Source organism: Methylobacterium brachythecii (assembly GCF_014196345.1).
GTDB lineage: Bacteria > Pseudomonadota > Alphaproteobacteria > Rhizobiales > Beijerinckiaceae > Methylobacterium > Methylobacterium brachythecii.
Genome location: NZ_JACIDN010000004.1, coordinates 333,693 through 358,880, shown reverse-complemented (window position 1 = coordinate 358,880; position 25,188 = coordinate 333,693). Strand labels below are relative to the sequence as shown.

The 25,188-nt window shown below is 67.7% G+C and carries 24 protein-coding genes; 17 read left to right on the top strand and 7 right to left on the bottom strand.

The annotated features are described in order from the left end of the window. Window positions 1-91: 91 nt before the first annotated feature. From pyrE to rpoZ, 3 genes are all read right to left on the bottom strand, one after another. Complete coding sequence (pyrE, locus tag GGR33_RS12935; RefSeq protein WP_183505731.1) at window positions 92-682, bottom strand: orotate phosphoribosyltransferase; 591 nt, start codon at window positions 680-682, stop codon at window positions 92-94. Between the two features lie 73 nt (window positions 683-755). After that, entirely contained in the window at window positions 756-3,002 is a 2,247-nt protein-coding gene (locus GGR33_RS12930; RefSeq protein WP_183505728.1) for a RelA/SpoT family protein, read from the bottom strand. Between the two features lie 175 nt (window positions 3,003-3,177). After that, the gene (gene rpoZ, locus GGR33_RS12925; protein WP_183505725.1) at window positions 3,178-3,591 is read right to left on the bottom strand and encodes a DNA-directed RNA polymerase subunit omega; all 414 of its coding nucleotides are present in this window, start codon (window positions 3,589-3,591) and stop codon (window positions 3,178-3,180) included. A 297-nt stretch (window positions 3,592-3,888) separates the two neighbouring features. Here rpoZ and GGR33_RS12920 point away from each other — a divergent pair, with 297 nt between their 5' ends. From GGR33_RS12920 to GGR33_RS12885, 8 genes are all read left to right on the top strand, one after another. Next, window positions 3,889-4,962, top strand: a complete 1,074-nt coding sequence (locus GGR33_RS12920; protein WP_183505723.1) for an HD-GYP domain-containing protein — start codon at window positions 3,889-3,891, stop codon at window positions 4,960-4,962. Window positions 4,963-5,244: 282 nt separating this feature from the next. Continuing rightward, window positions 5,245-5,841 (top strand): carbonic anhydrase, encoded by a 597-nt coding sequence (locus tag GGR33_RS12915; protein WP_246413058.1) that lies wholly within the window; start codon window positions 5,245-5,247, stop codon window positions 5,839-5,841. Between the two features lie 136 nt (window positions 5,842-5,977). After that, entirely contained in the window at window positions 5,978-6,910 is a 933-nt protein-coding gene (gene fabD, locus GGR33_RS12910) for an ACP S-malonyltransferase (protein ID WP_183505717.1), read from the top strand. A gap of 11 nt (window positions 6,911-6,921) precedes the next feature. Beyond that, a complete protein-coding gene (fabG, locus tag GGR33_RS12905; RefSeq protein WP_183505715.1) occupies window positions 6,922-7,662 on the top strand; it encodes a 3-oxoacyl-[acyl-carrier-protein] reductase in 741 nt (246 codons plus the stop codon). 271 nt (window positions 7,663-7,933) lie between these two features. Further along, a complete protein-coding gene (locus GGR33_RS12900) occupies window positions 7,934-8,170 on the top strand; it encodes an acyl carrier protein (protein WP_147045707.1) in 237 nt (78 codons plus the stop codon). A 95-nt stretch (window positions 8,171-8,265) separates the two neighbouring features. Continuing rightward, window positions 8,266-9,528, top strand: coding sequence for a beta-ketoacyl-ACP synthase II (fabF, locus tag GGR33_RS12895; protein WP_183506055.1), 1,263 nt, complete (start codon window positions 8,266-8,268; stop codon window positions 9,526-9,528). Between the two features lie 109 nt (window positions 9,529-9,637). Then, window positions 9,638-9,799, top strand: coding sequence for a hypothetical protein (locus GGR33_RS12890; protein ID WP_183505712.1), 162 nt, complete (start codon window positions 9,638-9,640; stop codon window positions 9,797-9,799). Between the two features lie 247 nt (window positions 9,800-10,046). After that, a complete protein-coding gene (locus GGR33_RS12885) occupies window positions 10,047-10,883 on the top strand; it encodes an alpha/beta fold hydrolase (protein WP_183505709.1) in 837 nt (278 codons plus the stop codon). 47 nt (window positions 10,884-10,930) lie between these two features. Here GGR33_RS12885 and GGR33_RS12880 read toward each other — a convergent pair whose 3' ends face one another. Beyond that, entirely contained in the window at window positions 10,931-12,433 is a 1,503-nt protein-coding gene (locus GGR33_RS12880; protein WP_183505707.1) for an NAD(P)/FAD-dependent oxidoreductase, read from the bottom strand. A 190-nt stretch (window positions 12,434-12,623) separates the two neighbouring features. On the opposite strand from GGR33_RS12880, the gene GGR33_RS12875 reads away from it, so the two are divergent. The 7 genes from GGR33_RS12875 to gmk all read left to right on the top strand — a co-directional run bounded on the left by GGR33_RS12875 (window position 12,624) and on the right by gmk (window position 20,747). Further along, a complete protein-coding gene (locus GGR33_RS12875; RefSeq protein ID WP_306484323.1) occupies window positions 12,624-13,613 on the top strand; it encodes a glycosyltransferase family 2 protein in 990 nt (329 codons plus the stop codon). Between the two features lie 14 nt (window positions 13,614-13,627). Next, the gene (locus tag GGR33_RS12870; protein ID WP_284211522.1) at window positions 13,628-14,332 is read left to right on the top strand and encodes a class I SAM-dependent methyltransferase; all 705 of its coding nucleotides are present in this window, start codon (window positions 13,628-13,630) and stop codon (window positions 14,330-14,332) included. 13 nt (window positions 14,333-14,345) lie between these two features. Then, window positions 14,346-15,560, top strand: a complete 1,215-nt coding sequence (locus GGR33_RS12865; RefSeq protein WP_183505704.1) for a glycosyltransferase family 87 protein — start codon at window positions 14,346-14,348, stop codon at window positions 15,558-15,560. Between the two features lie 14 nt (window positions 15,561-15,574). Continuing rightward, window positions 15,575-17,362 carry a hypothetical protein gene (locus GGR33_RS12860; protein WP_183505702.1) on the top strand — a complete coding sequence of 596 codons (1,788 nt, stop codon included), beginning with the start codon at window positions 15,575-15,577 and terminating at the stop codon, window positions 17,360-17,362. 141 nt (window positions 17,363-17,503) lie between these two features. Next, entirely contained in the window at window positions 17,504-18,910 is a 1,407-nt protein-coding gene (mltG, locus tag GGR33_RS12855) for an endolytic transglycosylase MltG (RefSeq protein ID WP_183505699.1), read from the top strand. A 141-nt stretch (window positions 18,911-19,051) separates the two neighbouring features. Beyond that, the gene (locus tag GGR33_RS12850; RefSeq protein ID WP_183505696.1) at window positions 19,052-19,927 is read left to right on the top strand and encodes a YicC/YloC family endoribonuclease; all 876 of its coding nucleotides are present in this window, start codon (window positions 19,052-19,054) and stop codon (window positions 19,925-19,927) included. Window positions 19,928-20,075: 148 nt separating this feature from the next. Then, window positions 20,076-20,747: a guanylate kinase gene (gmk, locus tag GGR33_RS12845; RefSeq protein ID WP_183505693.1), complete on the top strand. Its 672-nt coding sequence runs from the start codon at window positions 20,076-20,078 to the stop codon at window positions 20,745-20,747. Window positions 20,748-20,762: 15 nt separating this feature from the next. Here the strand turns inward: gmk and GGR33_RS12840 are convergent, their stop codons facing one another. Genes GGR33_RS12840 through GGR33_RS12830 form a run of 3 tightly spaced genes read right to left on the bottom strand, consistent with a single transcriptional unit; the run spans window position 20,763 to window position 21,851 of the window. Further along, window positions 20,763-21,047 (bottom strand): hypothetical protein, encoded by a 285-nt coding sequence (locus GGR33_RS12840; RefSeq protein WP_183505690.1) that lies wholly within the window; start codon window positions 21,045-21,047, stop codon window positions 20,763-20,765. Continuing rightward, window positions 21,044-21,520 carry a DUF3828 domain-containing protein gene (locus tag GGR33_RS12835; protein ID WP_183505687.1) on the bottom strand — a complete coding sequence of 159 codons (477 nt, stop codon included), beginning with the start codon at window positions 21,518-21,520 and terminating at the stop codon, window positions 21,044-21,046. Before GGR33_RS12835 ends, GGR33_RS12840 begins: the two co-directional genes overlap by 4 nt. 1 nt (window position 21,521) lies before the next feature. Beyond that, window positions 21,522-21,851, bottom strand: coding sequence for a hypothetical protein (locus GGR33_RS12830; RefSeq protein ID WP_183505684.1), 330 nt, complete (start codon window positions 21,849-21,851; stop codon window positions 21,522-21,524). 285 nt (window positions 21,852-22,136) lie between these two features. On the opposite strand from GGR33_RS12830, the gene GGR33_RS12825 reads away from it, so the two are divergent. Then, the gene (locus tag GGR33_RS12825; protein WP_183505682.1) at window positions 22,137-23,165 is read left to right on the top strand and encodes an Hsp33 family molecular chaperone; all 1,029 of its coding nucleotides are present in this window, start codon (window positions 22,137-22,139) and stop codon (window positions 23,163-23,165) included. Window positions 23,166-23,290: 125 nt separating this feature from the next. Continuing rightward, complete coding sequence (gene edd / locus GGR33_RS12820) at window positions 23,291-25,114, top strand: phosphogluconate dehydratase (RefSeq protein ID WP_183505679.1); 1,824 nt, start codon at window positions 23,291-23,293, stop codon at window positions 25,112-25,114. Window positions 25,115-25,188 lie beyond the last annotated feature (74 nt).

Sequence of the window (25,188 nt, the reverse complement as noted above, 5' to 3'; positions counted from 1 at the left end):
GATTATCGTCGAGACGAAGGGGCCACCCTCGTATCTCGGTGCATGAAGGCTTACCAAACAACTTCAAGTTCTTGACCGAAGTTCGGGCGGTTCAGGTCGTCGGAATGGCCCGGCTGCCAGGCTTCACCGCAGGCAGGGCCGCGAGTTCGGGCGGCAGTGCATCCGCCGGATAGGTAGGGATATCGAGGGCGGCGAGCGTGACCATCGGCAGCCCGATCTCGCCGCGTCCGCCCGAGCGGTCGATCAGGCAGGCCGCTCCCACCACCTCGCCGGCCTCGCCGGCGAGCGAGGCGAGGCATTCGCGGGCTGACAAACCGGTGGTGACGATGTCCTCGACGATCACGGCGCGCTTGCCGGCGGGAATGCTGAAACCGCGGCGCAGCTGGAACGGTCCGCCGGGATCGCGCTCTACGAAGATCGCGCGGGCGCCGAGATGCCGGGCCGTCTCGTAGCCGGGCACGATGCCGCCGATCGCCGGCGAGACCACGATGTCGACCTGGCCGAACCGGGCCGTGATCACCTGTGCCAGAGCGCGGCACAGGCGCTCGGTGCGCGGCGGGTCCGAGAAGATGTTCATCTTCTGAAGGAAGGTCGGCGAATGCAGGCCGGAGCTGAGCACGAAGTGCCCCTGAAGCAGCGCGCCGGCAGAGCGGAACTCTTCGAGGACGTCCTCATGGGTCATGCGGGCACGGCTTTCGGGAAGGGGCGAACGGCCTGCTTCTCGCAAGGCGCGGCTGGCGAGGCAAGGCCGCCGGCTACCCGTTCATCCGCTCCGCGCGGCTCACTGAGCGCTTCGCCCGCAGCTCGGCCACGATGGCATTGAGGTGCTTGAGGTCCCAGACGGCGAGGTCGATGACGATGTCGGTGAAATCCTGGGTCCGGCGGGTCATCTTGACGTTGTCGATGTTGCCGTCGTGGTCGGCGATGACCTGAGCGATCTGAGCCAGCACGCCGGGTTCGTTGATCGACTCGACCATCAACCGGGCAGGGAAGCGTTCGCTAGAGCCGGCTTCGACGTCCCAGCGCACGTCGAGCCAGCGCTCCGGCTCGTTGTCGAAATCCGCGAGTGCGGCCGACTGGATCGGATAGATGGTGACGCCGACGCCGGGCGTGAGAATGCCGACGATGCGGTCGCCGGGCACAGCTCCGCCGTTCGGCGCAAAGCTCACCGGCAGGTCTCCGGCGACGCCGCGGATCGGGATGCCGCCATCCCCGGCGCCGACGGCCTCCGCGTAACCTTCGGCGAAGGTCAGCCGGATCGTCTGGTCCTTGCGACTGAGCCGGCCCGCACCGTCGGCGCCGCCCTGGGAGGGTGCGGGCAAGCCCGGCGAGCCGGTGCCGCGGCTGTCCTTGAAGTCGGGATAGACCGCCTTGACCACGTCACCCGAGAACATCTCGCCGCGTCCCACCGCGGCGAAGACGTCGTCGGCAGAGGCGCGAGCGAGGCGAGGGAGGGCGCCCCGCAGCTTCTCCTCGGTGAAGGCCTTACCCGCCCGCTCGAAGGCCCTGTCGAGGATCTGCCGGCCGAGCCCGGCATATTGCCGGCGCACGGCGGCGCGGGTGGCCCGGCGGATGGCGGCGCGCGCCTTCCCGGTGACGACCAGCGATTCCCAGGCGGCCGGCGGCGAGGCGCCATCGGAGCGGGCGATCTCGACCTCGTCACCGTTGGCGAGTTCGTGCAGCAGCGGCGACATGCGGCCGTTGATCTTGGCGCCGACCGCGCTGTTTCCGACGTCGGTATGGACCGCGTAGGCGAAGTCGATCGGCGTGGCCCCGCGGGGCAGGGCGATCAGGCGGCCCTTCGGCGTGAAGCAGAAAACCTGGTCCTGAAAGAGTTCGAGCTTGGTGTGCTCCAGAAACTCCTCAGGGGAATCGCCTTCGGCCAGCAGCTCGATCGTACGGCGCAGCCACTGATAGGCGCCGCTCTCGGTGGCGAGCCGCGGATGGCTCTCGCCCTCGTCGTCCTCGCCGGAATCCTTGTACTGCGCATGCGCGGCGATGCCGTATTCGGCGATCTCGTCCATGGCCCGCGTGCGGATCTGCAGCTCGACGCGCTGGCGCTTCGGGCCGATCACCGTGGTGTGGATCGAGCGGTAGTCGTTCTGCTTCGGGGTCGAGATGTAATCCTTGTAGCGGCCGGGCACGGTCGGCCAGCTCGTATGGACGACGCCCAGCGCCCCGTAGCATTCGGGCGTGGTGGCGACGACGATCCGGAAGCCGACGATGTCGGAAAGCTGCTCGAAGGCAACCGACTTGCGCTCCATCTTCGACCAGATCGAGAACGGCTTCTTCAGCCTTCCTTTCACCTCGGCCGGGATGCCTTGGGCGGCGAGCCGCGCGGTGAGGTCCTTCTCGATAGTCTTGATCAGGCTCTTGGAGGTCTCGGAAAAGGCCTCCAGACGCTTGGTGATGGTGGCGTAGACCTCCGGCTTGAGGTTTTGGAGCGAGAGATCCTCCAGCTCGTCGCGCATTTCCTGCATGCCCATGCGGCCGGCCAGCGGGGCATAGATGTCAAGAGTCTCCTCCGCGATGCGGGCGCGCTTCTCGGCGGGCATGAAGCCGAGGGTGCGCATGTTGTGGAGCCGGTCCGCCAGCTTCACCAGCAACACGCGCACGTCTTCGGCCACCGCGAGCAGGAGCTTGCGGAAATTCTCACCCTGGACTGCGCGCTTGGAGACCAGATCCAGCCGTTTGAGCTTGGTCAGGCCATCGACGAGCGCGCCGATCTCGGGGCTGAACAGCCGGCCGATCTCCTCCAGCGTCGCAGCGGTGTCCTCAACCGTGTCGTGCAGCACCGCGGCAATGATGGTGGCGTCGTCGAGCCGTAGGTCCGTGAGGATCGCGGCGACTTCCAGGGGATGCGCGAAGAACGGGTCGCCCGAGGCCCGCTTCTGGGTGCCGTGGGCGCGCATCGCGTAGACATAGGCGCGGTTGAGCAGAGCCTCGTTCGCGTGCGGATTGTAGCGCTTGACCCGCTCCACGAGTTCGTACTGGCGCATCATCCGCCGAAACAACCTTCCGCCATCGAGGCCCGATCACCGGGAGGGGAGTATTCTCGCATCACGCCGCAGAGCGCCAGACGCATCGATGCAGATATGGAGTCGCGCCTGCTTCGGAACGAGAAAGCCCGGCCTCGCGGCCGGGCTTTCTGAATCGCTTGAGAGAAAGGCCTGAGTCTCAATCGCCCTCGTCGTCCGTCTCGGTCGGCGGGGCGAGGTTCTCGAGACCGCGGAGCAGGTCTTCCTCGCTCATGCGGTCGAAGCTGACCTCACTGTCGTCGTTCGAGCTGGACTGCGGCGCCACGGAAGCGGCAGCCGGTGAGCTCGACAACAAAGGCACAGTCTCGGCCTCCGGCTCGTCGACCTCGACGTATTTCTGCAGCGAGTGGATCAACTGCTCCTTGAGGTCGTCGGCCGTGATGGTCTCGTCGCCGATCTCACGCAGGGCCACGACCGGGTTCTTGTCGCGGTCGCGATCCACGGTGAGCGGGGCGCCGGAGGCGAGGAGGCGCGCACGATGACTGGCGAGCAGCACCAGTTCGAACCGGTTCTCGACCTTCTCGATGCAGTCTTCGACGGTGACGCGAGCCATGCGGAGCGGCTCCTTCCCAAAGGCGTACGGAGTGTTGCGGAGTGAACGGGCTCCTTACACCCGATGCGGCCGTGCAACAAGCGGGTGTGAAAGGCGGCCAGCAGGCGCGCGCGCCGGGCTCGATCCTGGTCCTCGTCCGCGACCAGCGGCTCGCTACCGGAGAAATATTGCTCATGTCACGTGCATTTTTTATTACTCACCCCGCTCTGGGAACGTCTCATCAACAATGCTGGCGCTAAGGTTCCTGTCCCGGGCCTGAGCCCGAGCCTCCGGAATGGACATCGAGAGAGGCACTCCTTGGCAACCGGCAGCGTCATCGTTCTGAGTGACCGGCCCGATCGCGACCGTGCCTTGGCCAGTGCCGTCGAGGCGGTCACGGAATGCCGGCTGGCAGGCGTCGACGAGACTTGGGTCGGGATCGACGACACCGCCGGCATCCTCGTCAATGTGAACCTCGCTCAACCTGAGGCGCGGCGCTGCCTCACCCTGCTGCTGCGCCGCCTGCAAGGGAGGCGGCTCCCCTGCATCCATCTCGTCCGCACCAGCGCGGCCTCGACGGTCCGCGAGGCGCAGGCGCTCGGCGCCACGGCCTGCCTATCGGCCCTGCTCGATCCCGAAACCGTGGTCGAAGCCCTGTTTCGCCAGATCCGTCCCGATGCGACAGTCTCCGAACTGGTCGTGCAGCGGCAGATCGCCCGCACTGGCACCCTGATCAACACCATGTTCCAGACGGCCGCGAGCGGTCAGATCGACCTGCAGGAGGTCGAACAGGGTTTGGACCCCGTCATGAACGCGGTGAAGGAGGGCGGCCTGACCGGCTGGCTCGAGGTCGTGCGTGCGCATGACGACGTTACTTTTCAGCATTGCCTGCTCGTCGCTGGGCTGACCGCGGGCTTTGCTCGTTCGCTCGGCTTGTCGAGCAAGGATTCGCATCTGATGGTGCGCGCGGCCCTCGTGCACGACGTCGGCAAGTCCCGGATCCCACCCGAGATCCTGAATAAGCCGGGCCGGCTCGATCCGGACGAGTTCCGGGTGATGCGTACCCACGCCCCGATCGGACACGAGATCCTGCTCGCCTCGGGCAACTGCGACCCGATCACCCTCGCTGTCACGCGTCACCATCACGAGATGCTCGACGGTTCGGGATATCCCGATGGTCTGAGCAGCGATGCGATCGCCGACCCGGTCCGGCTGCTGACGATCTGCGACATCTACTCGGCCTTGATCGAGCGGCGCCCCTACAAGGAGCCGTTGCCCGAGGCGGAGGCTCTGCGCATCCTCCACGGCATGACGGGTAAGTTGGAGGACGGCCTCGTCGCCGCCTTTGCGAAGTCGGTCAGCACGGATTGCCGACATCCGATCGCGGCCTGACATCCCGACCGGTCATCTCCGGCAGCCGATCACCGATATGTGACCGATCCCCGGCGGATGATTGCCACCGGTCCGTCCGTCCTCATCGGACGGAGCTGCGGCGAGGCGGGCGAGCCGGTCGTCCCGGCCCGCGTCTGGCCCGTTGGGAAGGCGAGCACGATGCAATCGATGAACCGTCGGACGTTTCTGGGCTGTGGCTGCGCTCTGGGGGTCGGGTGCTTTGCGGCGACCTCTTTGCCGCTGCCGGCTTTCGCCGCCAGCCCGAGCAGCAAGAAGACCGACATGACTCCCGACCAGGCGCTGAAGGCGCTGAAGGACGGCAATCAGTCCTTCGCCACCGACAGCCCGGTGCGCGCCGTCCAGGGTCGCGAGCGCCGTATCGAGATCGCCCTCGGGCAGACGCCGTTCTGCGTGCTGGTCAGCTGCTCCGACTCGCGCGTGTCGCCGGAGATCCTGTTCGGCCGCGGACTCGGCGAGCTGTTCATCGTGCGCAACGCCGGCAACACGGTGGATACCGCCGCGCTCGGCTCCATCGAATACGCGATCTCGCAGCTCGGCGTGCCGTTGATCCTGGTGATGGGCCATGGCCGCTGCGGCGCCGTGCAGGCCGCGGTGGACGTCGTCAAGAACAACACCGTCTATCCCGGCGCGATCGGCCGGATGATCGAGCCGATCGTCCCGGCCGTGCTCTCGGTCAAGGACAAGCCCGGCGATCTGATCGAGAACGCCGTGCGCGCCAACGTCTCGCGGATCGTTTCGCGACTGCGTACGGCCTCCGAACCCTCCTTGATCGATCCGTTGGCGAAAAAGGCCCTGCGCATCGTCGGCGCGTCGTACAGCCTGGACAGTGGCAACGTGGCTTTCTTTGACAAAGGATGAGAGGCCGCGGTCGATTGCCTTGTGCGTTGCATTGTTGACACCCGCCCCCGTCGATGCGAGTGCGCCGCGCCTCTAAGCGGCGCCGGCCAATCATCGGCAGGGGCGCGGCGCGCGGCAAGACGGAGGACGACGCGACATGACCCGAGCCTTCATCTTCCCCGGCCAGGGCAGCCAGGTCGTCGGCATGGGCAAGGCGCTGGCTGAGATATCACCGGCCGCCCGGCACGTCTTTTCCGAGGTCGACGATGCCCTCAATCAGAGCCTCTCGCGCGTCATGTTCGAGGGGCCGGCCGAGGAGTTGACGCTCACCGCCAACGCGCAGCCGGCGCTGATGGCGGCAAGCCTCGCGGTGGTGCGCGCATTAGAAACGGAGAAAGGACTCGACCTTGCCCGCGACGCGGCGTTCGTCGCTGGCCATTCGCTCGGGGAATATTCGGCGCTCGCCGCCGCCGGCACCTTTTCCATTGCCGACACCGCCCGCCTGTTGCGCATCCGCGGTGAGGCGATGCAGCGCGCGGTAGCGCCCGGCGAGGGCGCCATGGCCGCACTGATCGGCCCCGATCTCGCCACCGCCCATGCCATCGCCGAGGAGGCCACCGAGGGTCAGGTCTGCGGCGTCGCCAACGACAACGGGGCAGGCCAGGTCGTGCTCTCGGGTCACAAGACGGCCATCGAGCGCGCCATCGCCATCGCGCAGGCGCGCGGCGTGAAGCGCGCGATCCTGCTCAACGTGTCGGCCCCCTTCCACTGCACCCTGATGCGGCCCGCCGCCGAGGCGATGCGCGAGGCGCTGGCCGCAGTCTCGATGCGCGCGCCGTCCGTGCCGGTCTACGCCAACGTCACCGCAGGCCCGCTGAGCGATCCGGAGGCGATCCGCGAAGCGCTGGTGGCGCAGGTCACAGGCACCGTGCGCTGGGCCGAGAGCGTCGCCGCGATGGCCGCCGCCAGTGTCGATCGCTTCCACGAACTCGGCGCCGGGAAGGTGCTGACCGGCCTCGTCAAGCGCATCGCGCCGGGTGCCGCCGCCAATGCCATCGGCACGGCCGAAGACGTCGCCGCCTACGCTTGAGGACAGCATCCATGTTCGATCTGACCGGCCGCAAGGCCCTCGTCACCGGCGCCACCGGCGGATTGGGGGGCGCCATCGCCCGCGCCTTCCACGCCCAGGGCGCGCACGTGGCACTGTCCGGAACCCGGCGCGCGGTGCTCGACGAGCTCGCGGCCGAACTCGGCGGCGAGCGGGTCTCGGTGGTGGAGGCCAACCTGTCGGATAAGGAGTCCGTCGAGGCGCTGATCCCGGCGGTCGAGGCCGCGCTCGGCGGCCTCGACATCCTCGTCAACAATGCCGGCATCACCCGCGACAACCTCTTCATGCGTATGAAGGACGACGAGTGGGACGCGGTCATCGCCGTGAACCTCACCGCCGCCTTCCGCCTCTCGCGCGCCGCGGTGAAGGGCATGATGAAGCGCCGCCACGGCCGCATCGTGAATGTTGGCTCGGTGGTCGGCACGACGGGCAATCCAGGCCAGGGCAACTACGCCGCCGCCAAGGCCGGCCTCGTCGGGATGACCAAGGCGCTCGCCGCGGAAGTGGCCTCGCGCAACATCACCGTGAACTGCATCGCGCCGGGCTTCATCGCTTCGGCCATGACCGACGCGCTCAACGAGAAACAGCGCGAGGGTATTCTGGGCCGCGTGCCGATGGGGCGCCTCGGCTCGGGCGCCGAGATCGGCGCGGCGGCGGTCTACCTGGCGGCCGACGAGTCCGCCTACGTCACCGGCCAGACGCTGCACGTCAACGGCGGCATGGCGATGATCTGACGGCTGGTTTCGGGCACTCCGCAGCATCCAAATCAGCGCCTGGACGACCTGGAAACCACGCCGATGAACGCTTTCTGAACCGGGTCTCGCCAGAGCGGAAACCCTGTGTTAACACCCGGCTCAGCCGTGCGAGGGGAGTTGACGGTTCAGCGGGTTACGGCTTGCGAGAACACGCGCGATCGGACACCGGCCGCCTGACAAGATCCCCATCAGCGGGACGGGTGGCCACGGCGCCTTCACCATCGATCTGAGAAGACGAGGACAAAAAACGATGAGCGATATCGCTGAGCGCGTGAAGAAGATCGTCGTAGAGCACCTGGGCGTCGAGCCCGAGAAGGTGACCGAGGGCGCGAACTTCATCGACGATCTCGGCGCCGACAGCCTCGACACCGTCGAGCTGGTGATGGCGTTCGAAGAAGAATTCAACGTCGAGATTCCGGACGACGCCGCCGAGACCATCCAGACGGTCGGCGATGCGATCAAGTTCCTCGAGAAGAACTCGGCCTGAGGCCAGAGACAGGGGTCCTTGCGCCCGGGCGGGTCGAACCGGTCTCCCGCTCCGGGCGTTTCCGGTGATGACGGAGATCGGTTCGGGATAGCATGATGCGTCGGGTTGTCGTGACGGGGCTGGGGATCGTGTCGCCGCTGGGAGCCAGCGTCGAGCATGCCTGGAGCCGTCTCGTCGCCGGAGACAGCGGCGCCGTGAAGGTCGGGACCTTTCCGGTCGACGACCTCGCTTGCCGCATCGCCTGCATGGTTCCCACCGGCGACGGTTCCGACGGCACGTTCAATCCGGATCTCTGGATGGACCCGAAGGAGCAGCGCAAGGTCGATCCCTTCATCATCTACGCCGTGGCCGCTGCCGGCCAGGCGCTCGACGATGCCGACTGGCACCCGAAGACCGAGGAAGATCAATGCGCCTCCGGCGTGCTGATCGGCTCGGGCATCGGCGGCATCGGCACGATCTACGATGCCTCGATCACCCTTCACGAGAAGGGCCCGCGGCGAATTTCTCCGTTCTTCATCCCCGGCCGGATCATCAACCTCGCCTCCGGCCAGGTCTCCATCCAGCATGGCCTGAAGGGCCCGAACCACGCCGTGGTCACGGCCTGCTCGACGGGCGCCCATGCCATCGGCGACGCCGCCCGGCTGATCGCGTTCGGCGATGCCGACGTGATGGTGGCCGGCGGCACGGAATCACCGGTGAACCGCCTGGCGCTCGCCGGCTTCGCCGCCTGCCGCGCGCTCTCCACCGGTTTCAACGACGAGCCGACCCGCGCCTCCCGGCCCTACGACAAGGACCGCGACGGCTTCGTGATGGGCGAGGGTGCCGGCGTCGTCGTGCTGGAAGAGTACGAGCACGCCAAGGCGCGCGGCGCCAAGATCTACGCCGAGGTGGTGGGCTACGGGCTCTCGGGCGACGCCTATCACATCACCTCGCCCGCGCCGGAAGGCGAGGGCGGCTATCGCTGCATGGTCGCGGCTTTGAAGCGCGCCGGCATCGCCCCGTCCGAGATCGACTACATCAACGCCCACGGCACCTCGACGCCGGCCGGCGACGAGCTGGAACTCAAGGCCGTCGAACGGCTCCTCGGGGATTCCGCCTCCAAGGTCGCGATGTCCTCGACCAAGTCCGCGATCGGACACCTTCTCGGTGCGGCTGGCGCCGTCGAGGCGATCTTCTCGATCCTGGCGATCCGCGACGGCGTGATCCCGCCGACCCTCAACCTCGACAATCCGAGCGTCGAGACCGCGATCGACCTCGTGCCCCACGAAGCCAAGCGCAAGCGGGTCGACGTCGCCCTGTCGAATTCGTTCGGCTTTGGCGGCACCAACGCTTCCCTGGTGATGCGCCGGGTCGATTAGACCACGCCGCCTTCCGTCTTCGGTACGATGCCAGACAGTGGTGGGACGGTCGGGCAACTATCCCTCCGGCGATCTGTTCTTTCTCCTCATCGATAGGGAGAAAAAACCTATGCGTAAGCTTGCCGTCTTCACAGCTCTCGCCCTCAGCCTGGCCGGGCCGGCTCTGGCGCAGGGGCGCGACCCGCACAGCTCCTCGGCCGCCTCGGGCAATGCGGAGGAGAACAATAAGCCGACCTCGAACAGCGCCGGCGGCGGTGGCGGCGGTCACTGACCGCTCACCCCCTCTCGCCTTCAGGGCGACACGAACCCTCTCCTCACCCGAGGAGAGGGTCTTTTTTTGCGCTCGCGCACGCCGATCGTTCACGGGCCTCATGCCGGCGCGCCCCGGACCAACCGGTCCTCAATGCGCCGTTTCCCGGTACGCATGCCGACTGAATTCTCTTGAATCGTCCCGGGTCGGCAGCCGAATGTCGAGCAGGCGAGTCTGTCGCCGCGGCCGATCGGGAAGGATTCCAGCAATGCCCTTCGTCACGACTCAGGACGGTGTGGAGATCTTCTTCAAGGATTGGGGGCCGAGGGACGCGCAAGCCATCGTCTTCCATCACGGCTGGCCGCTCTCGGCGGACGACTGGGACGCGCAGCTGCTGTTCTTTCTGTCGAAGGGCTACCGGGTCATCGCCCATGATAGGCGCGGCCATGGCCGTTCGGCGCAGGTCTGGGACGGGCACACCATGGACAACTACGCGGCGGATGCCGCGGCGGTGGTCCAGCATCTCGACCTGCGGGGCGCCGTCCATATCGGCCACTCCACGGGAGGTGGAGAGGTCGCGCGCTACGTCGCGCGGCACGGCGAGCCGCAGGGACGCGTGGCCAAGGCGGTTCTCGTCAGCGCCGTCCCGCCCTTGATGCTCAAGACCGACGGCAATCCCGGCGGCCTGCCGATCGAGGTCTTCGATGGGTTCCGCAAGGCGCTGGCGGATAACAGGGCGCAGTTCTTCCTCGATGTCCCGACCGGGCCGTTCTACGGCTTCAACCGTCCCGGTGCGACGATCGACGAGGGGGTGATCCGGAACTGGTGGCGCCAGGGCATGATGGGCAGCGCCAAGGCCCACTACGATGGCATCAAGGCCTTCTCGGAGACCGACCAGACCGAGGATCTCAAGGCGATCACCGTCCCGACGCTCGTCCTGCACGGGGAAGACGATCAGATCGTGCCGATCGACGACAGCGCGCGGCTTTCGGTGAAACTGCTCGTGAACGGCTCGCTCAAGACCTATCCCGGCTACCCGCACGGCATGCTGACAACGCATGCCGCGGTCATCAACGAAGACCTGCTGGCCTTCGTCAGGGGTTGAGGACGACTAGGCGCTCGACGGGCAACCGCGAGCGTCGGACCTGGAGATCACGCCACCCTGCGCGGCACGTGGCGCTCGCTGGCGAGAGCCTCGTGGGCGCCCGAGACGCCGGCTTCGGTGTATTCGGCGTCCTCGTTCACGCACCAGGTGTCGTAGACCCGCGCGCCCGCGAGGATGTTCTTGACCGTCAGCATCGCGGTCATCATCGCGTGGTCCTGGTTATTGTACTTGTGCATGCCGTTGCGCCCGACGAGATGCAGGCTCGGATAGGCCCGCTCCAGGTCGCGACGGATCGTGTCGACATGGGCTTTGTAGTCCTCGTCGTAGACCGGATAGGCCTTGGGCTGGCGCACGACGCAGGCATCGACCACGTCGTCCTCGGCGATCAGGCCGATCTGCGCGATCTCGCGCTTGGCGAGCGCCACCAGTTCCTCGTCCGGCGCATTCCAGAGACCGTCGCCCTCGAAGCAGAAATATTCGAGGCCGAGGCAGGTCCGGCTCTCGTCCGGTACCATCTCGGGCGACCACGAGCGAAAATTCTGCACCCGGCCAACCATCACCGACGGGTCGTGGATGTAGATCCAGTTGTCGGGGAAGTCCTCGCGCGCCTTGGCGATCAGGGCGACGGTGAGGAAGTCGCGGTATTTCAGGGCGCGGGCGTTGAAGATCGAGAGCGGGGTCGGGCGGATCGAGTCCACCAATTCGCGGATCGGGGCGGAGGAGACCAGATTGCGGGCGGTATGGGTCTCAAGGCTGCCGTCGCCGAGCCGTGCCGTCACCGTCCAGATGCCGGTGCGCGGCTCGTAGGACAGGCGCTCGACGCCACGATCGAGCAGCACGCGGCCGCCATTCGCACGGGTCTTGTCGGCGGCGGCTTCCCACATCATGCCGGGGCCGCGGCGGGGGTAGCGGAAGCTCTCGATCAGCGTCTTGATCACCGGGCCTCCGGCCTGCTGCCGGCGGCGTAGGCCGAGCGAGCGGCCGAGACCATCGATCACCGCGGAGGCGAGGTCGAGGCCCTTGATGCGCTGTGCGGCCCAGTCGGCCGAGATCGCGTCGCAGGACATGCCCCAGACCTTCTCCGTGTAGGTCTTGAAGAAGATCGAGAACAGCCGTTCGCCGAACTGGTTGCGCACCCATTCGTGGAAGGTTTTCGGGTCTTTCACCGGCCGGATACGGGCATAGGCGTAAGAGGCGACGCAGGCCGCGCTCTCCAGGATGCCGAGATTCTTCAGGGCCTCGAAGGCCTTGAGCGGGTAGGCGTAGTAGCGGCCCTTGTAGAAGATCCGCGAGAGGCGAGGGCGCTCGATGAAATCGTTCGGAAGGATCTCGTCCCAGAGATCCACGACCGCCTTCGACTTCGAGAAGAAGCGGTGGCCGCCGATGTCGAACAGATAGCCCTCGTGCGAGACCGTCCGGCTGATACCGCCGACCTGGGCGGGGTCGCGCTCGAGCACCGTGACCTGACGGCCCTCCTTCGACAGCAGATAGGCCGCCGTGAGCCCGGCGGGTCCCGCGCCGATGACCAGCGTCTCGGTGTGGTGGCTCATCAGGGACTCCGAAGGGCGCAGGCGAGCCCGAGGCGGACCTCAGGTCGATACTCTCCGTGTTGTAGACGCGGATTGGTAAACGCTGCCTCACCTGCATGGGCCGAAACGCCCGGTGCGCTCGCATTCCGTTAACGCTCGCAGGCTAATTTGACCCGGGCTCGCCTGAGAGGGCAGGCCTGGAGAGCCCGCGATGATGCAAAGCTCGGAACGGATCCGCGAAGAGCTGAACGGCCTGTTGCCGCAGGCCTCGTTCTCGCGGAACAAGTCGATCGCGATCCTGCTGCCCTGCTTCAACGAGGAGCACACGGTCGCGCAGGTGATCGCCGGCTTTCGCAAGGCGCTGCCGGGCGCGACGATCTACGTCTACGACAACAACTCGACCGATCGCACGGCAGAGATCGCGCAGGCTGCCGGCGCCGTGCTTCGGCACGAGCGGCGCCAGGGCAAAGGCAACGTCGTGCGGCGCATGTTCGCCGACATCGACGCCGACCTCTACGTGCTCGCCGATGCCGACCTGACCTATGACGCGACCGCAGCGGGGCGCCTGATCGACGCGCTCGTGACTCGGAACGTCGACATGGTGGTCGGCGTGCGGGTCGGCCAGGACGGCGCCTTTCCGCGCGGTCACCGCTTCGGCAACCGGATGTTCAACGGCTTGGTCGAACGGCTGTTCGGGGCGGGCTTCACCGACATCCTGTCGGGTTACCGCGTCGTCTCGCGCCGTTTCGCCAAGTCGTTTCCCGCCACCTCTTCGGGCTTCGAGATCGAGACGGAGCTGACCGTCCACGCGCTCGACCTCCGCCTCGCCGCGGAAGAGATCCCGATCGCATACGGGCGGCGGCCGGCCGATTCACGCTCGAAGCTCAACACCTATCGCGACGGCGCAAAGATCCTCGTGAAGATCGTGCGCATGTACAAGACTCTGCGCCCATTCCGCTTTTTTGGAATTCTCGCCGCCGTCCTCGCCAACACCGCCATCGCCCTCGGGCTGCCGATCGTCACGACCTATCTGGAGCAGGGTCTGGTGCCGCGGCTCCCGACCGCGGTGCTCGCCGCGGCCCTGATCCAGCTTGCCTTCATGAGTCTGACCTGCGGCATCATCGTCGACGCCGTCTGCACGAGCCAGCGCGAGTTCAAGCGGATGCGCTACCTCGACCTGCCGGCCCCGAACGGCACCTGACGAGGCGATCGACCGTGCCCACCGACGTTCTCGACCTCACGCCCCGCGCATCGCTGCGCGACGAAAAATATTACGAGGTCGCCCCGCCGAGCTCGCTCGCGGAGCGGATCGTCGCGGCCGCTCGCGACCGCATCCACGCCGACTTTCTGCGCCTGTGCCGGCCACGCCCCGAGAGCACGATCCTCGACGTCGGCGTTTCCGACGTCCTGAACGATGCGGCGAACGTGCTGGAGCGGACCTATCCGCACCGGGCCAACATCACTGCGGTCGGGCTCGGCTCAGCGGAGGCCTTTCGCGAAGCCTACCCCGAGATCGCCTACCGGCAGGTCTCCGACGATTGCCGGCTGCCCTTCGCCGATGACAGCTTCGACGCGGCGGTCTCCAATGCCGTGCTGGAGCATGTCGGCAGCCGCCGGAACCAGCAGCTGATGCTCGCGGAGATGTGCCGGGTCGCCCGCAGCGTCTTCGTCACCGTGCCTCACCGGTTCTTTCCGATCGAGCACCACACGGCCGTTCCTTTCCTGCATTTCACGGATGCCGGGTTTCGGCTCGCCTGCCGCCTGCTCGGCAAGGCCGACTGGACCCGCGAGGAGAACCTCATCCTGATGACGCGCGCGCGCTTGGCGCAGGCTGTTCCGGCCGGACGCGTCGCGAAGATCGGCCACACCGGGCTTCCGCTCGGCCCATTCAGCTCGAACCTCTACCTGCACATCGCGTGAGGTCGCCGCAGTGATGAACCCGGGCCTCTCCGGACCTGCCGTCCGGCCGCGGTTTCCGAACACCGCTTTCGCCGTTTTCGGCCTTCTTGCCGTTCTGCCGATCACGGTGCGATTCTACTGGCCTGCCGGGAACGGCCTCGACGTGACAGGCTACCCGGTCGGACGCGACTTCATCAATAACTGGGTCGGCCCGCGCCTCGCCTTCCATGGCGAGCTCACGACGCTGTTCGACCTTACGGCCTATGCGGAGGCCATCGGCCGGGTCTTCGGCACCCCGCTCCCCTTCCACAACTGGGGCTATCCGCCCTTCTCGCTCCTCCTGTTGTGGCCCTTCGCGCAGCTTCCGTATCCCGCGGCGCTGGCTGCCTGGACCCTTCTGCTGTTCGGCGCCTTCGCCGCCGTGACGCTGAGCCAGGTTCCCGCCCCCGAGCGACTGCGCGCCCTGCTGCTGCTGCTGCTGTCTCCGGCCTGTCTGATCAACATGATTGGGGGACAGAACGGCTTCCTCACCGGTTTGCTCCTGCTCGGCGGCCTTCTCTGCCTCGAGAAGCGGCCCTGGCTTGCGGGCCTGCTGTTCGGCCTGCTCACCTACAAGCCCCATCTCGGGTTGGTGTTGCCCCTCGTGCTCATCGCGCTGGGTGCCTGGCGCACCATCGCTTCGGCGAGCCTCACCGCGATCGCGCTGGTCGCGGTCTCTGCGGCCGTCTTTGGGCTGGAGCCGTGGCGGGCCTACTTCACCACCGTCAGCGCCTTCCAGTTCGCGATTCTCGAGCGTTTCGAGGGCTTCTTCACCTACATGATGGCCTCGGTCTATGCCGGAGCACGGACCTTCGGACTGCCCTCGCAGGCGGCTTTCGCGCTCCAGGCGGCGGTCTCGCTGCCGGTGCTCGCGGCGACCGTATGGGGTGTGCGCCGCTCGCGGGACGTCCGCCAGCGAACGGCGCTCGTCGTCTGCGCCGTGCCGCTGCTGACGCCTTACGCCTTCAACTACGACCTCACGGCCGTCGCAGCCGTGATCGTCTGGCGGATCTGCGCTTCCGTGCCCGATCCGACGGCGAACCGGCGGCTGCTGGCCGCCTGGATGATCCCGGCTTTGATGATGCCCCTGAACATGATCGGGATGGGCATCTCATCGCTCGCGCTGATCGCTCTCTACCTGACCATCCTGCACGAGATCGCCAAGCCCGTGCCTGCCACTTCTCGGTCGCTCGCTCCGGCCGCGGCGTGAGGGGGGACCGCGCCATGGCCGCCCCTTCCGTCGCCGCAAGCGAAGACGCCCCCCAGCGCCGCAGCCTGGTCGATAGTCCGTGGCTGCCCTGGGGACTAGCCGCCTACGGCCTGCTCACGCTGTACGGCACCGGCGACCTCACTGGCGCCCTGCAAACACTCCATCTCGGCGATACCGACGACGCCATGCGGCTCGTCGAGGTGCGTGACCTCGTCGCCGGGCAGTCCTGGTTCGACATGGTCGAACACCGCTTCCTGCCGCCCGCCGGCGTCGCAAGCCACTGGTCGCGGCTGGTGGACGCGCCGCTCGCCGCCGCGATCGGCGTGCTGACGCCGCTCGTGGGGACCTCGCTCGCCGAGCGCATCACCACGGCGTTCTGGCCGCCGCTGCTGTTCCTCGTCTACGCGCTGGTGCTCGCGCGCGGCACGCGCGGCCTGTTCAACGGCCGCGCCGCGATCTTCGCGATCTTCGCGGCGACGCAGACCCTCGGGCTGACGATCCAGTTCACGCCCGGGCGCATCGACCACCATAATATTCAAGTGATCCTCCTGCTCGGCGTTGGCCTGTGCCTGATGCAGCCCGTGCGCTCGTGGCGAAGCGGTGCGATCGCCGGTGCTCTCGCGGCGGCCTCGCTGGCCGTCGGACTCGAAGCGCTCCCGGCCATCGCCCTCGCCGGCCTGATCGTCGTCGCGGATTGGTGCCTGTCCGCACGCGCGGCAATGCCGGCCCTGGCCGGGTTCGGGTTCGCCCTCACGGCGGGTACGACACTGCTGTTCGGGATTCAGACGGCTCCCGAACTGTGGTCCGCCAACGCCTGCGACGCACTCTCACCGCCCTGGCTCTGGCTGTCCGGGATCGGCGGCCTGACCGCGCTGGCCGCAGCCGTGCTGAACCCGGATCGCAAGGCAGTTCGCCTCGGCCTGACCGTTGGAGTCGGCCTGTTCGGCATCGCCGGGTTCGCGGCCTTGTTCCCGATCTGCCTGCACGGTCCGTTCCCGGGCATGCCCGACCTCGTGCGTACGCGCTGGCTCGATCAGGTCCGCGAAATGATGCCGATCTGGACCTTGGTGCGCGCAACCCCCGCAGAAGCGCTCGGCCTGACCGCAGCCCTATTCGCCGCCGCCGTCGCCGCCGTGGTGCTCGCCGCGACCGATGCCGCCCACCGGCGCCCGCTGACCATCGCCAGCCTTTTCCTCGCGCTCGGCGCCGTGCAGACCTGCCTGCAGCTCCGCGGTGCCTATGTTGCCTCCGGCATCGTGCCGATCATCGCGGGCATCTGCCTGGATCGGGCTCTCCCGCTCTCCGGCACGACGCCGGCCGGACGGATGGCCCGGATCGCGCTCCTCGCCTCGGTCCTTCTGCTGAATGGCCGTGCCTGGCTCTCCGTCGGCCGGCTTGGGGAGGACATGGCGTCGCCGGCGACAACCGCCCAAAAGGCCGGGACGGGCGAGAAGAGCTGCAAGGACGCCGCCGCCTTCTCTGCGCTCGGCGCGCAGCCAATGGGTACCGTGCTCGCGGCGATCGACCTCGGTCCCTATCTCCTGGCCTACACCCCCCATTCCATCGTCGCCGCCCCCTACCATCGCGCCACCGCCGGGCTGATCGCCGGCATCGCCGTGAGCGAGGGCACGCAGGAAGAGATCCGCCGGCAGGCCGCAGCGACGGGTGCGGCCTATCTCGTCCTGTGCCCCGCCACCGACGACGAAGGCTTCGCGGCCCGTCTCGTCCACGGCGAGACCGCGGATTGGCTCGAGCCGGTTCCGCTCGATGGGTCGCCGCTCAAGGCCTGGCGGATTCGCTGATCGGCCGGCCTGGACGGGTGGGCGAGGCCGCCGACACTCGATTTTCGCCACAAAATCCCATCAGAGTGCCCGCTCGCGCCCGCGTCCATCCGGCCCGTCTCGACCACGGGCCCGACGCGCGAGACGAGATCAGGGTTTTCGATGTTCCGCAGAAGCAAGACGCCTCCGCCCTCGCCGGCGGCCTCCGAGGAAGAGGGCGGCCCGGCCTTGCCGCAGCGGCTCGCGCCGCGCAGCCCGAGCGAGGCCTTGAAGCCCACCGCCGCGCCGCCGCCGCCCGAGCAGCCCGAGCGCGAGCGCGGCGGCTTTCTCGGAATGGTCAGCGGCCTCCTGACGCTGGCTGTGGTGCTCGCCATCGGTGCGATGATCGGCCTGACCATCGTGACGCGCGAATTCCGCGAGCCGGGTCCGCTCGCCAACGACAAGGTCGTGGTCATCGCGAGCCGCAGCGGCACCAGCGAAATCGCCGAGACCCTGAGCCGCGAGGGCGTCATCGACCACACCACGCTGTTCGAGCTGGCCGCGCGCTTCCGTGGCAAGGGCCCGCTCAGGCACGGCGAATACGTCTTCAAGGCCCATGCCAGCATCGACGACACCGTCGAGACGCTGACCAACGGGCGGCAGGTGCAGCACGCGATCACTTTCCCCGAGGGCCTGACGAGCGAACAGATCGTCGGACGCCTGAACGAGAACGACGTTCTCGCCGGCGAGATCAACGAGATCCCTGCTGAGGGCTCGCTCCTGCCCGATACTTACAAATTCGAGCGCGGCGCCACTCGCCAGCAGATCGTCAACCTGATGCGCGCCAAGCAGCGCGAGGTGCTGAATCAGATCTGGATGCGCCGCAGCACGGAGGTGCCGGTGCGCACCCCCGCCGAGATGGTGACGCTGGCCTCCATCGTCGAGAAGGAGACGGGCCGCGCCGACGAGCGCCCGCGCGTCGCCGGCGTCTTCGTCAATCGTCTGAACAAGCGCATGAAGCTGCAATCCGACCCGACCATCGTCTACGGTCTCGTCGGCGGCCGCGGCACGCTCGGGCGCGGTATCCAGCGCTCCGAGATCGAACGCGCCACGCCCTACAACACCTACGTGATCGAGGGCCTTCCGCCCGGACCGATCGCCAATCCGGGCCGCGCCGCCCTCGAAGCGGTGGCCAACCCATCCCGCACCAAGGACCTGTTCTTCGTCGCCGACGGCACCGGCGGTCACGCCTTCGCCGACAGTCTCGAAGGCCACCAGCGCAACGTGACCCGCTGGCGCCAGGTCGAGCGCGCTCGCCAGCAATCGCCGCAGCCGGATGCCGGCGGCGTCGACAAGCTGGACCCGGGCGCCGGCGATCCGAACGCTGCGGCGCAAGGCCAACCCGGCCGCGCCTCGGCCTACGCGCCAGGTTCGAACTCGACCTTCGCGGCGGACACCTCGACCATGGGCACGAACGGGCAGCGCTCGAAGGCTTTCGATGCCTCCGAGGGTACCAAGCTCGATCCGTTGAAGAACCGCAGCTACGACCTGACGTCGCCGAAGACGGTTCCGCAGCTGAAGAACCCCTGATCGGGCGGCCATTCTGCCACCCGTCATTCAGCGCTCGCGTCCTGCCGGACCCATCTTGGGCCAGCACTGCGCGGGTGCTATGAGCCGGCTCCCCTAGGCGAGACGAAGAGTTCGCCCCGAGACGAGGCCGCGCACAGCACCATGATCGCCAGCATGACGGGCTTCGCCCGCGCCGCCGGAACCACCGGGCCGGTGCAGTGGGTCTGGGAGGTCCGCTCCGTCAACGGACGCGGGCTCGACGTGCGGGTGCGCGTGCCGGGCGGCTTCGACGGTCCTGGAGAGACGGCTCGGGCGGCCTTGCAGAAGGCGCTCGCCCGTGGCCAGTGCCAGCTCTCGCTCAACCTGACCCGGCCGGAAGCCACACCGCGCGTGCGCATCAACGAAGCGCTGCTCGCGGATCTCGCGGCAGCCGTCGCTCGTGTCCCGCTTTCAGCCGGCCTCGGGCCGGCGACCCTCGACGGCCTTCTCGGGATCCGGGGAGTGATCGAGTCGGAGGAGGAGGCTGGCACCGACCGCGATGCCCTCGATCGCGACCTCGCTTCGGCCGTGCAACGCCTGGTTTCAGACCTGGTCGAGATGCGCGCCACCGAAGGGCGCCAGCTCGCGGCCATCATCGGCGGCCAGCTCGCCGAGATGGAGCGCCTCACCGAGGCCGCTGATTCCTGCCCGTCTCGCAAGCCGGAGGCGGTGCGCGGGCGTCTCGCCGCGGCGGTGGCATCGCTCGTGGAGAACGGCGCTCTCGATCCGGACCGACTGCATCAGGAGGCGGTGATGCTCGCCGCTAAGGCCGATGTGCGGGAAGAACTCGACCGGCTGCGCGCGCATCTCGCTTCGGCCTGCGACTTGCTCGCCAAGGGAGGAGCCATCGGCAGGCGGCTCGATTTCCTGGCGCAGGAGCTCGGCCGTGAGGCCAACACGCTCTCGGCCAAGGCCAACGATATCGCGCTCTCGCGGATCGGACTCGACTTGAAGGCCGTGGTGGAGCAATTCCGCGAGCAGGTGCAGAACGTCGAGTGACGCCGGATCATGCTGCGTTTTGATTGAACCAATCAAAACGCAGAAAACATGATCGATTCAAAGAGTTAGAGCAGGCTTCACGCGAAAAACCGTTTCCACTTTTCGCAGCCTGCTCTAAGGCCGAGACCACGTCCGCGGTGAAGGACCGATGAAGCAGAAGACCGCACCGACCCCAAGCCGGATCGAGCGACGCGGCCTAGTGCTGATCCTGTCCTCGCCCTCGGGCGCGGGCAAGACCACGCTCACGCGCAACATCGCCAATGCCGGCGGCTGGGGCCTCGACCTCTCGATCTCGGTGACGACCCGCGAGCGCCGCCCCTCGGAGATCGACGGGCGGCATTACCACTTCATCGACCGCAGGGCCTTCGACGACCTGCGCGCTCGCGACGGCCTTCTCGAATGGGCCGAGGTCCACGGCAATTTCTACGGCACACCGCGCAGCCCCGTGGAGCAGGCCTTGGCCGAGGGCCGGGACATGATCTTCGACATCGACTACCAGGGCACCCGTCAGGTCAGGAAGCACCTTGAGGACGACGTCGTCACGGTCTTCATCCTGCCTCCGAGCTTTTCGGAGCTGCGGCACCGCCTGGAGCGCAGGGCCGAGGATTCCCCGGCGACCATCGAGAAGCGGCTCGCCAATGCCCGCAACGAGATGCAGCGCTGGGTCGAATACGACTACGTCATCGTCAACGATGACCTCGACGAATCCTTCCACGCCCTCGAATCGATCGTCGCCGCCGAGCGCCTGAAGCGGGTGCGCCGCACCGGGCTCACCGGCTTCGTCGACGGCATGCTCGCAGAGCCCGCGAGCCTGGTTTGACGGGCACGCGGCGGCTTACTGCCCGTAATCCGCGCACCAGCGAGGCGCGTCCTCGGCCACGATCCGGCAGCCGCGGACGATCTCGCTCTCGATGAGAGAGCAGGCATTCGACACGTTGCAGGGCGGCCGCGTCGCCGGAGAGACCTCCAGGCATCGCTCGACCAGTTGCTGGGACTCGCGCTGGCCGATCTCGGCCGTGCAGGATTGAGCCCGGGCCCATGAGGGCGCGGTCAGTGCTACTGCGAGCAGTACGAGGCGGATCGCCATCGACGTGATCCGTGCGCGCGTCGGCGACGTCATTTCTGGGCATCCTTCAGGAGAGCCGCGAGGCTCGGCACGTCCTTCGTGTGGATGTCGGCGACGCGCCAGCCGGCATCGGTCTTCACGAGATCGTAGCGGACCGCGACGGCGCCCCCGAGGCGGAACTTCACCGTGGCCTTGGCCTGAGCCGCCTCCTCGCCCTGAACCGTGATGCCGACGCCTTTCAGCCCCGCGTCATCCTGGCAGGCGCAGACCGGGTCGAAGTCGAGGGATGCGATCTCGCCGGTGTCGCGCGCCGTCTTCTGGTCGCGCAGGATGAGACCGAGGAGCGGCTCGGCGAGCCACGCCTTCGGCTGATCCGTCACGGGAGACGCCTTGCCGGATCGAAGCGGATAATGGGCGTAGAGCGCCCGCAGAAAATCCGCGGGCGATCCGGTCTCGGCCGCGCCGGCCGGAGCGCTTGCCAGCAGGCTCGCGCCAACGAGCAGGCAGAGGCCGAGGCGACGCCGCACGTTACTGGAGCTTCTCGTAGGCCTGATTGAAGGCCGTCGTGACATCTTCGCAGGAGGACGCGTCGGGCGCCTGCATGGAGCGCACGCCGTCCGTCACGCCCTCCTTGAACTTGGTCATCTCCGGGCCGGGGCCGCTCATGTCGATGCCGGCGGTGCCGAGGAGACCGGCCGCGACCGCCTGCACCTTGTCCTTCGGGAGTTTGCAAAAGGTCGCCGCGCCCGTGAACTGGCCGAAGCCGAAGGCAATCTCCTCCGGAGTCTCGGCCCGGGCAGACTGTGAGGCAAGGCCGAAGAGAACTGCGGCCGACGCCGCGAGAGTGAGCAATTTCATCCAAGGAACTCCGGACCTTAGGGCAGGGAGCCCGCAGCGTCTGAGACCTAGAAGCACGGCTTGCCGCCGGTGTCATTGCTGCAGCGGCCCAATCATCGCGCATAACTCTCGGGCCGGCGTGAAACGTCGCAAATATAGTCATCGCCACCCATATTCCGGGTCGCGCAGGATTTGCGCCGATCCCCTTGCTTTCGCTATGGCGACCCCGTCGTCGCGGATCCGCACGAGGGATTGCCTCATGCCGACGATCTCGCCATCCGCAGAGACCCGGCCCACGGAGACGTCATGAGTTCAGGTCAGGCCCCGGCACAATCCGCCATCACGCTCGAAGGCGGCGACGACACCATTCTCCCGTTTTCGGTCGAGCCGCTCGACCTGCGCGGCCGCGCCGTGCGGCTCGGCCCGTCGATCGACACCATCCTGCGCCGGCACGGTTATCCCGATCCGGTAGCGCGCCTGCTCGGAGAAGCCACGGCGCTGACGGCTCTGCTCGGCTCCTCTCTAAAGGGCGAGGGCCGATTCCAGCTCCAGACCAAGACCGACGGCCCGGTCGGGATGATCGTGGTCGATTTCGAGGCGCCGGATCGGGTACGTGCCACGGCGCGGTTCGACGCATCGCGCGTTGAGGCGCTCGGCGCCAGGGCCAAGGCCGCCGACCTGATCGGGGAGGGGCATCTCGCCATGACCATCGACCAAGGGCCGGCCCAGAGCCGCTACCAGGGCGTCGTCGCGCTGGAAGGGCAGGGGCTGGAGGAGGCCGCGCACCAATACTTCCGCCAGTCCGAGCAGATCCCAACGCGAGTGCGACTGGCAGTGGCCGAGCAGGTCGAGGGCGGCGAGCAGCGCTGGCGGGCCGGCGGCCTGCTCATGCAGTTCCTGCCCTCCTCGCCCGAGCGCATGCGCCAGGCCGATCTCGATCCGGGCGACGCGCCGGAGGGGCACGAGCGGCTCGACGAGACCACGCTGCCGGAGGACGATGCCTGGGTCGAGGCGCGCTCTCTGGCCGCCACGGTCGAGGATCACGAACTCGTCGATCCGGCCGTGTCGAGCGAGCGGTTGCTCTATCGGCTCTTCCACGAGCGCGGCGTACGCGTCTTCGAGGCGCAGCCGCTTGTCGAGCAATGCCGCTGCTCGCGCGAGCGGGTTCTCGGCATGATCCGGTCCTTCTCCGACCAGGAGCGTCGCGACATGGTCGCCGACGACGGTAAGATCGGCATCACCTGCGAATTCTGCTCGCGCCACTACGTCGTGGATCCCGCCGAGGCCCAGGGTGAGACCGGGGCTGCGTCTGGGACGAGCGAGAGCCGGCACTGACGGGGGTGTCCGCCTGACTGGATCCGTTCCATGTTAGGCGCAGCATTGCGGCGCAGCAGGCCGGCCATCGCTTCCCGAGCGTGGTCGGCAGCCCGCGCCGGCTCCTCGAGCAGGGCTTGGATCGCATGGCCGACCTTCATCCCGAGATCGCAGCCGTCACCGAGCGTGTCGTCGCGCGCTCGCGCGACACGCGCCGTGCCTATCTCGACCTGATCGAGCGCGAGCGCGAGGCGGGCGTCCATCGCCCGATGCTCGCCTGCGGGAACCTTGCCCACGGCTTCGCGGCCTCGGGCGAGGACAAGAAGGCGATCGTCGCGGGCAAGGCGATGAATATCGGCATTGTCACCGCCTATAACGACATGCTCTCGGCCCATCAGCCGTACGGGCGCTACCCGGACCAGATCAAGGTTTTTGCACGGGAAGTGGGAGCCACCGCGCAGGTGGCGGGCGGCACGCCGGCCATGTGCGACGGCGTCACCCAAGGCCAGCGCGGCATGGAACTGTCGCTGTTTTCCCGAGACACCATCGCGATGTCGGCCGCCGTCGGCCTGAGCCACGGCATGTTCGAGGGCGCCCTTCTTCTAGGCATCTGCGACAAGATCGTGCCGGGCCTGCTGATCGGTGCCCTGCGCTTTGGCCACCTGCCGATGATCCTGGTGCCGGCCGGCCCGATGCCCTCGGGTCTCGCCAACAAGGAGAAGCAGCGCATCCGGCAGCTCTATGCCGAGGGCAAGGTCGGCCGCGCCGAGCTCCTGGAGAGCGAGTCCGCCTCCTATCACGGCGCTGGCACCTGTACCTTCTACGGCACGGCCAATTCCAACCAGATGATGATGGACGTGATGGGCCTGCACATGCCCGGCGCCTCCTTCATCAATCCGGGCACCAAGCTGCGCCAGGCAGTCACGCGCGGTGCCGTGCATCGGCTCACCGAGATCGGCTGGGGCGGCAACGACTACCGGCCGGTCGGGCGCTGCGTCGATGAGAAGGCGATCGTGAACGCCATCGTCGGGCTGCTGGCCACGGGCGGCTCGACCAACCACGCGATCCATCTCCCAGCCATGGCGCGGGCCGCAGGCATCATCGTCGACTGGGAGGATTTCGACCGGCTCTCGGCCGCCGTGCCGCTGATCGCCCGCGTCTATCCGAACGGCGCCGGCGACGTGAACCATTTCCACGCGGCGGGCGGCATGTCCTACGTCATCAGCAGCCTGATCGATGCCGGCATGCTGCATGACGACATCCTGACGGTCTCGGGCGCCAGCCTGCGCGACCATGCCCGCGACCCAAAGCTGTCGGGAGAGGATCTCGTCTACGAGGATGCCGTCGCGGACAGCCTCGACGCCACGATGCTGAGGAAGCCTGCCACCCCGTTCCAGCCCGATGGCGGTATGCGGCTCGTGAAAGGCAATCTCGGTCGCGCCACCTTCAAGACCAGCGCCGTCGACGCCTCGCGCCGGACGATCGAAGCCCCGGCCCGCGTCTTCTCGGACCAGGACGACGTCATCGCCGCCTTCAAGGCCGGCGAGTTGGAGAAGGACGTGATCGTGGTGGTGCGCTTCCAGGGTCCGCGCGCCAACGGCATGCCGGAACTCCACAAGCTCACCCCACCGCTCGGCGTGCTCCAGGATCGCGGCTTCAAGGTCGCGCTGGTCACCGACGGGCGGATGTCGGGTGCTTCGGGCAAGGTGCCGGCGGCGATCCATCTCAGCCCCGAGGGCGTCGGTGGCGGCCCGATCGGCCGCATCCGCGACGGGGACGTGATCCGGCTCTCGGCGGAGGAAGGCGTGCTCGAAGCGCTGGTCGATCCCGCCGAATGGGATGCCCGCGAGGACGCGCATGCGCCCCCACCAGGCCTCGGCACCGGCCGCGAGCTCTTCGCCTTCATGCGCCACGGCGCCGATGGGGCGGAGCAGGGCGCTTCGGCGATGCTGGCGGCCGCAGGGCTTTGACCGAAGTCTCGTCATTGCGAGCGCAGCGCAGCAATCCTGAGCAAACGGGCTGCCGTTGCGTGCGTGGCCCTGGA

Bases quoted from the DNA above. Each gene is read 5' to 3' on its own strand.
- pyrE (WP_183505731.1), bottom strand. From the start codon at position 682: ATGACCCATGAGGACGTCCTCGAAGAGTTCCGCTCTGCCGGCGCGCTG.
- GGR33_RS12930 (WP_183505728.1), bottom strand. From the start codon at position 3,002: ATGATGCGCCAGTACGAACTCGTGGAGCGGGTCAAGCGCTACAATCCG.
- rpoZ (WP_183505725.1), bottom strand. From the start codon at position 3,591: ATGGCTCGCGTCACCGTCGAAGACTGCATCGAGAAGGTCGAGAACCGG.
- GGR33_RS12915 (WP_246413058.1), top strand. From the start codon at position 5,245: ATGACTCCCGACCAGGCGCTGAAGGCGCTGAAGGACGGCAATCAGTCC.
- fabD (WP_183505717.1), top strand. From the start codon at position 5,978: ATGACCCGAGCCTTCATCTTCCCCGGCCAGGGCAGCCAGGTCGTCGGC.
- fabG (WP_183505715.1), top strand. From the start codon at position 6,922: ATGTTCGATCTGACCGGCCGCAAGGCCCTCGTCACCGGCGCCACCGGC.
- GGR33_RS12900 (WP_147045707.1), top strand. From the start codon at position 7,934: ATGAGCGATATCGCTGAGCGCGTGAAGAAGATCGTCGTAGAGCACCTG.
- fabF (WP_183506055.1), top strand. From the start codon at position 8,266: ATGCGTCGGGTTGTCGTGACGGGGCTGGGGATCGTGTCGCCGCTGGGA.
- GGR33_RS12890 (WP_183505712.1), top strand. From the start codon at position 9,638: ATGCGTAAGCTTGCCGTCTTCACAGCTCTCGCCCTCAGCCTGGCCGGG.
- GGR33_RS12885 (WP_183505709.1), top strand. From the start codon at position 10,047: ATGCCCTTCGTCACGACTCAGGACGGTGTGGAGATCTTCTTCAAGGAT.
- GGR33_RS12880 (WP_183505707.1), bottom strand. From the start codon at position 12,433: ATGAGCCACCACACCGAGACGCTGGTCATCGGCGCGGGACCCGCCGGG.
- GGR33_RS12875 (WP_306484323.1), top strand. From the start codon at position 12,624: ATGATGCAAAGCTCGGAACGGATCCGCGAAGAGCTGAACGGCCTGTTG.
- GGR33_RS12865 (WP_183505704.1), top strand. From the start codon at position 14,346: ATGAACCCGGGCCTCTCCGGACCTGCCGTCCGGCCGCGGTTTCCGAAC.
- GGR33_RS12860 (WP_183505702.1), top strand. From the start codon at position 15,575: ATGGCCGCCCCTTCCGTCGCCGCAAGCGAAGACGCCCCCCAGCGCCGC.
- mltG (WP_183505699.1), top strand. From the start codon at position 17,504: ATGTTCCGCAGAAGCAAGACGCCTCCGCCCTCGCCGGCGGCCTCCGAG.
- GGR33_RS12850 (WP_183505696.1), top strand. From the start codon at position 19,052: ATGATCGCCAGCATGACGGGCTTCGCCCGCGCCGCCGGAACCACCGGG.
- gmk (WP_183505693.1), top strand. From the start codon at position 20,076: ATGAAGCAGAAGACCGCACCGACCCCAAGCCGGATCGAGCGACGCGGC.
- GGR33_RS12840 (WP_183505690.1), bottom strand. From the start codon at position 21,047: ATGACGTCGCCGACGCGCGCACGGATCACGTCGATGGCGATCCGCCTC.
- GGR33_RS12830 (WP_183505684.1), bottom strand. From the start codon at position 21,851: ATGAAATTGCTCACTCTCGCGGCGTCGGCCGCAGTTCTCTTCGGCCTT.
- GGR33_RS12825 (WP_183505682.1), top strand. From the start codon at position 22,137: ATGAGTTCAGGTCAGGCCCCGGCACAATCCGCCATCACGCTCGAAGGC.
- edd (WP_183505679.1), top strand. From the start codon at position 23,291: ATGGCCGACCTTCATCCCGAGATCGCAGCCGTCACCGAGCGTGTCGTC.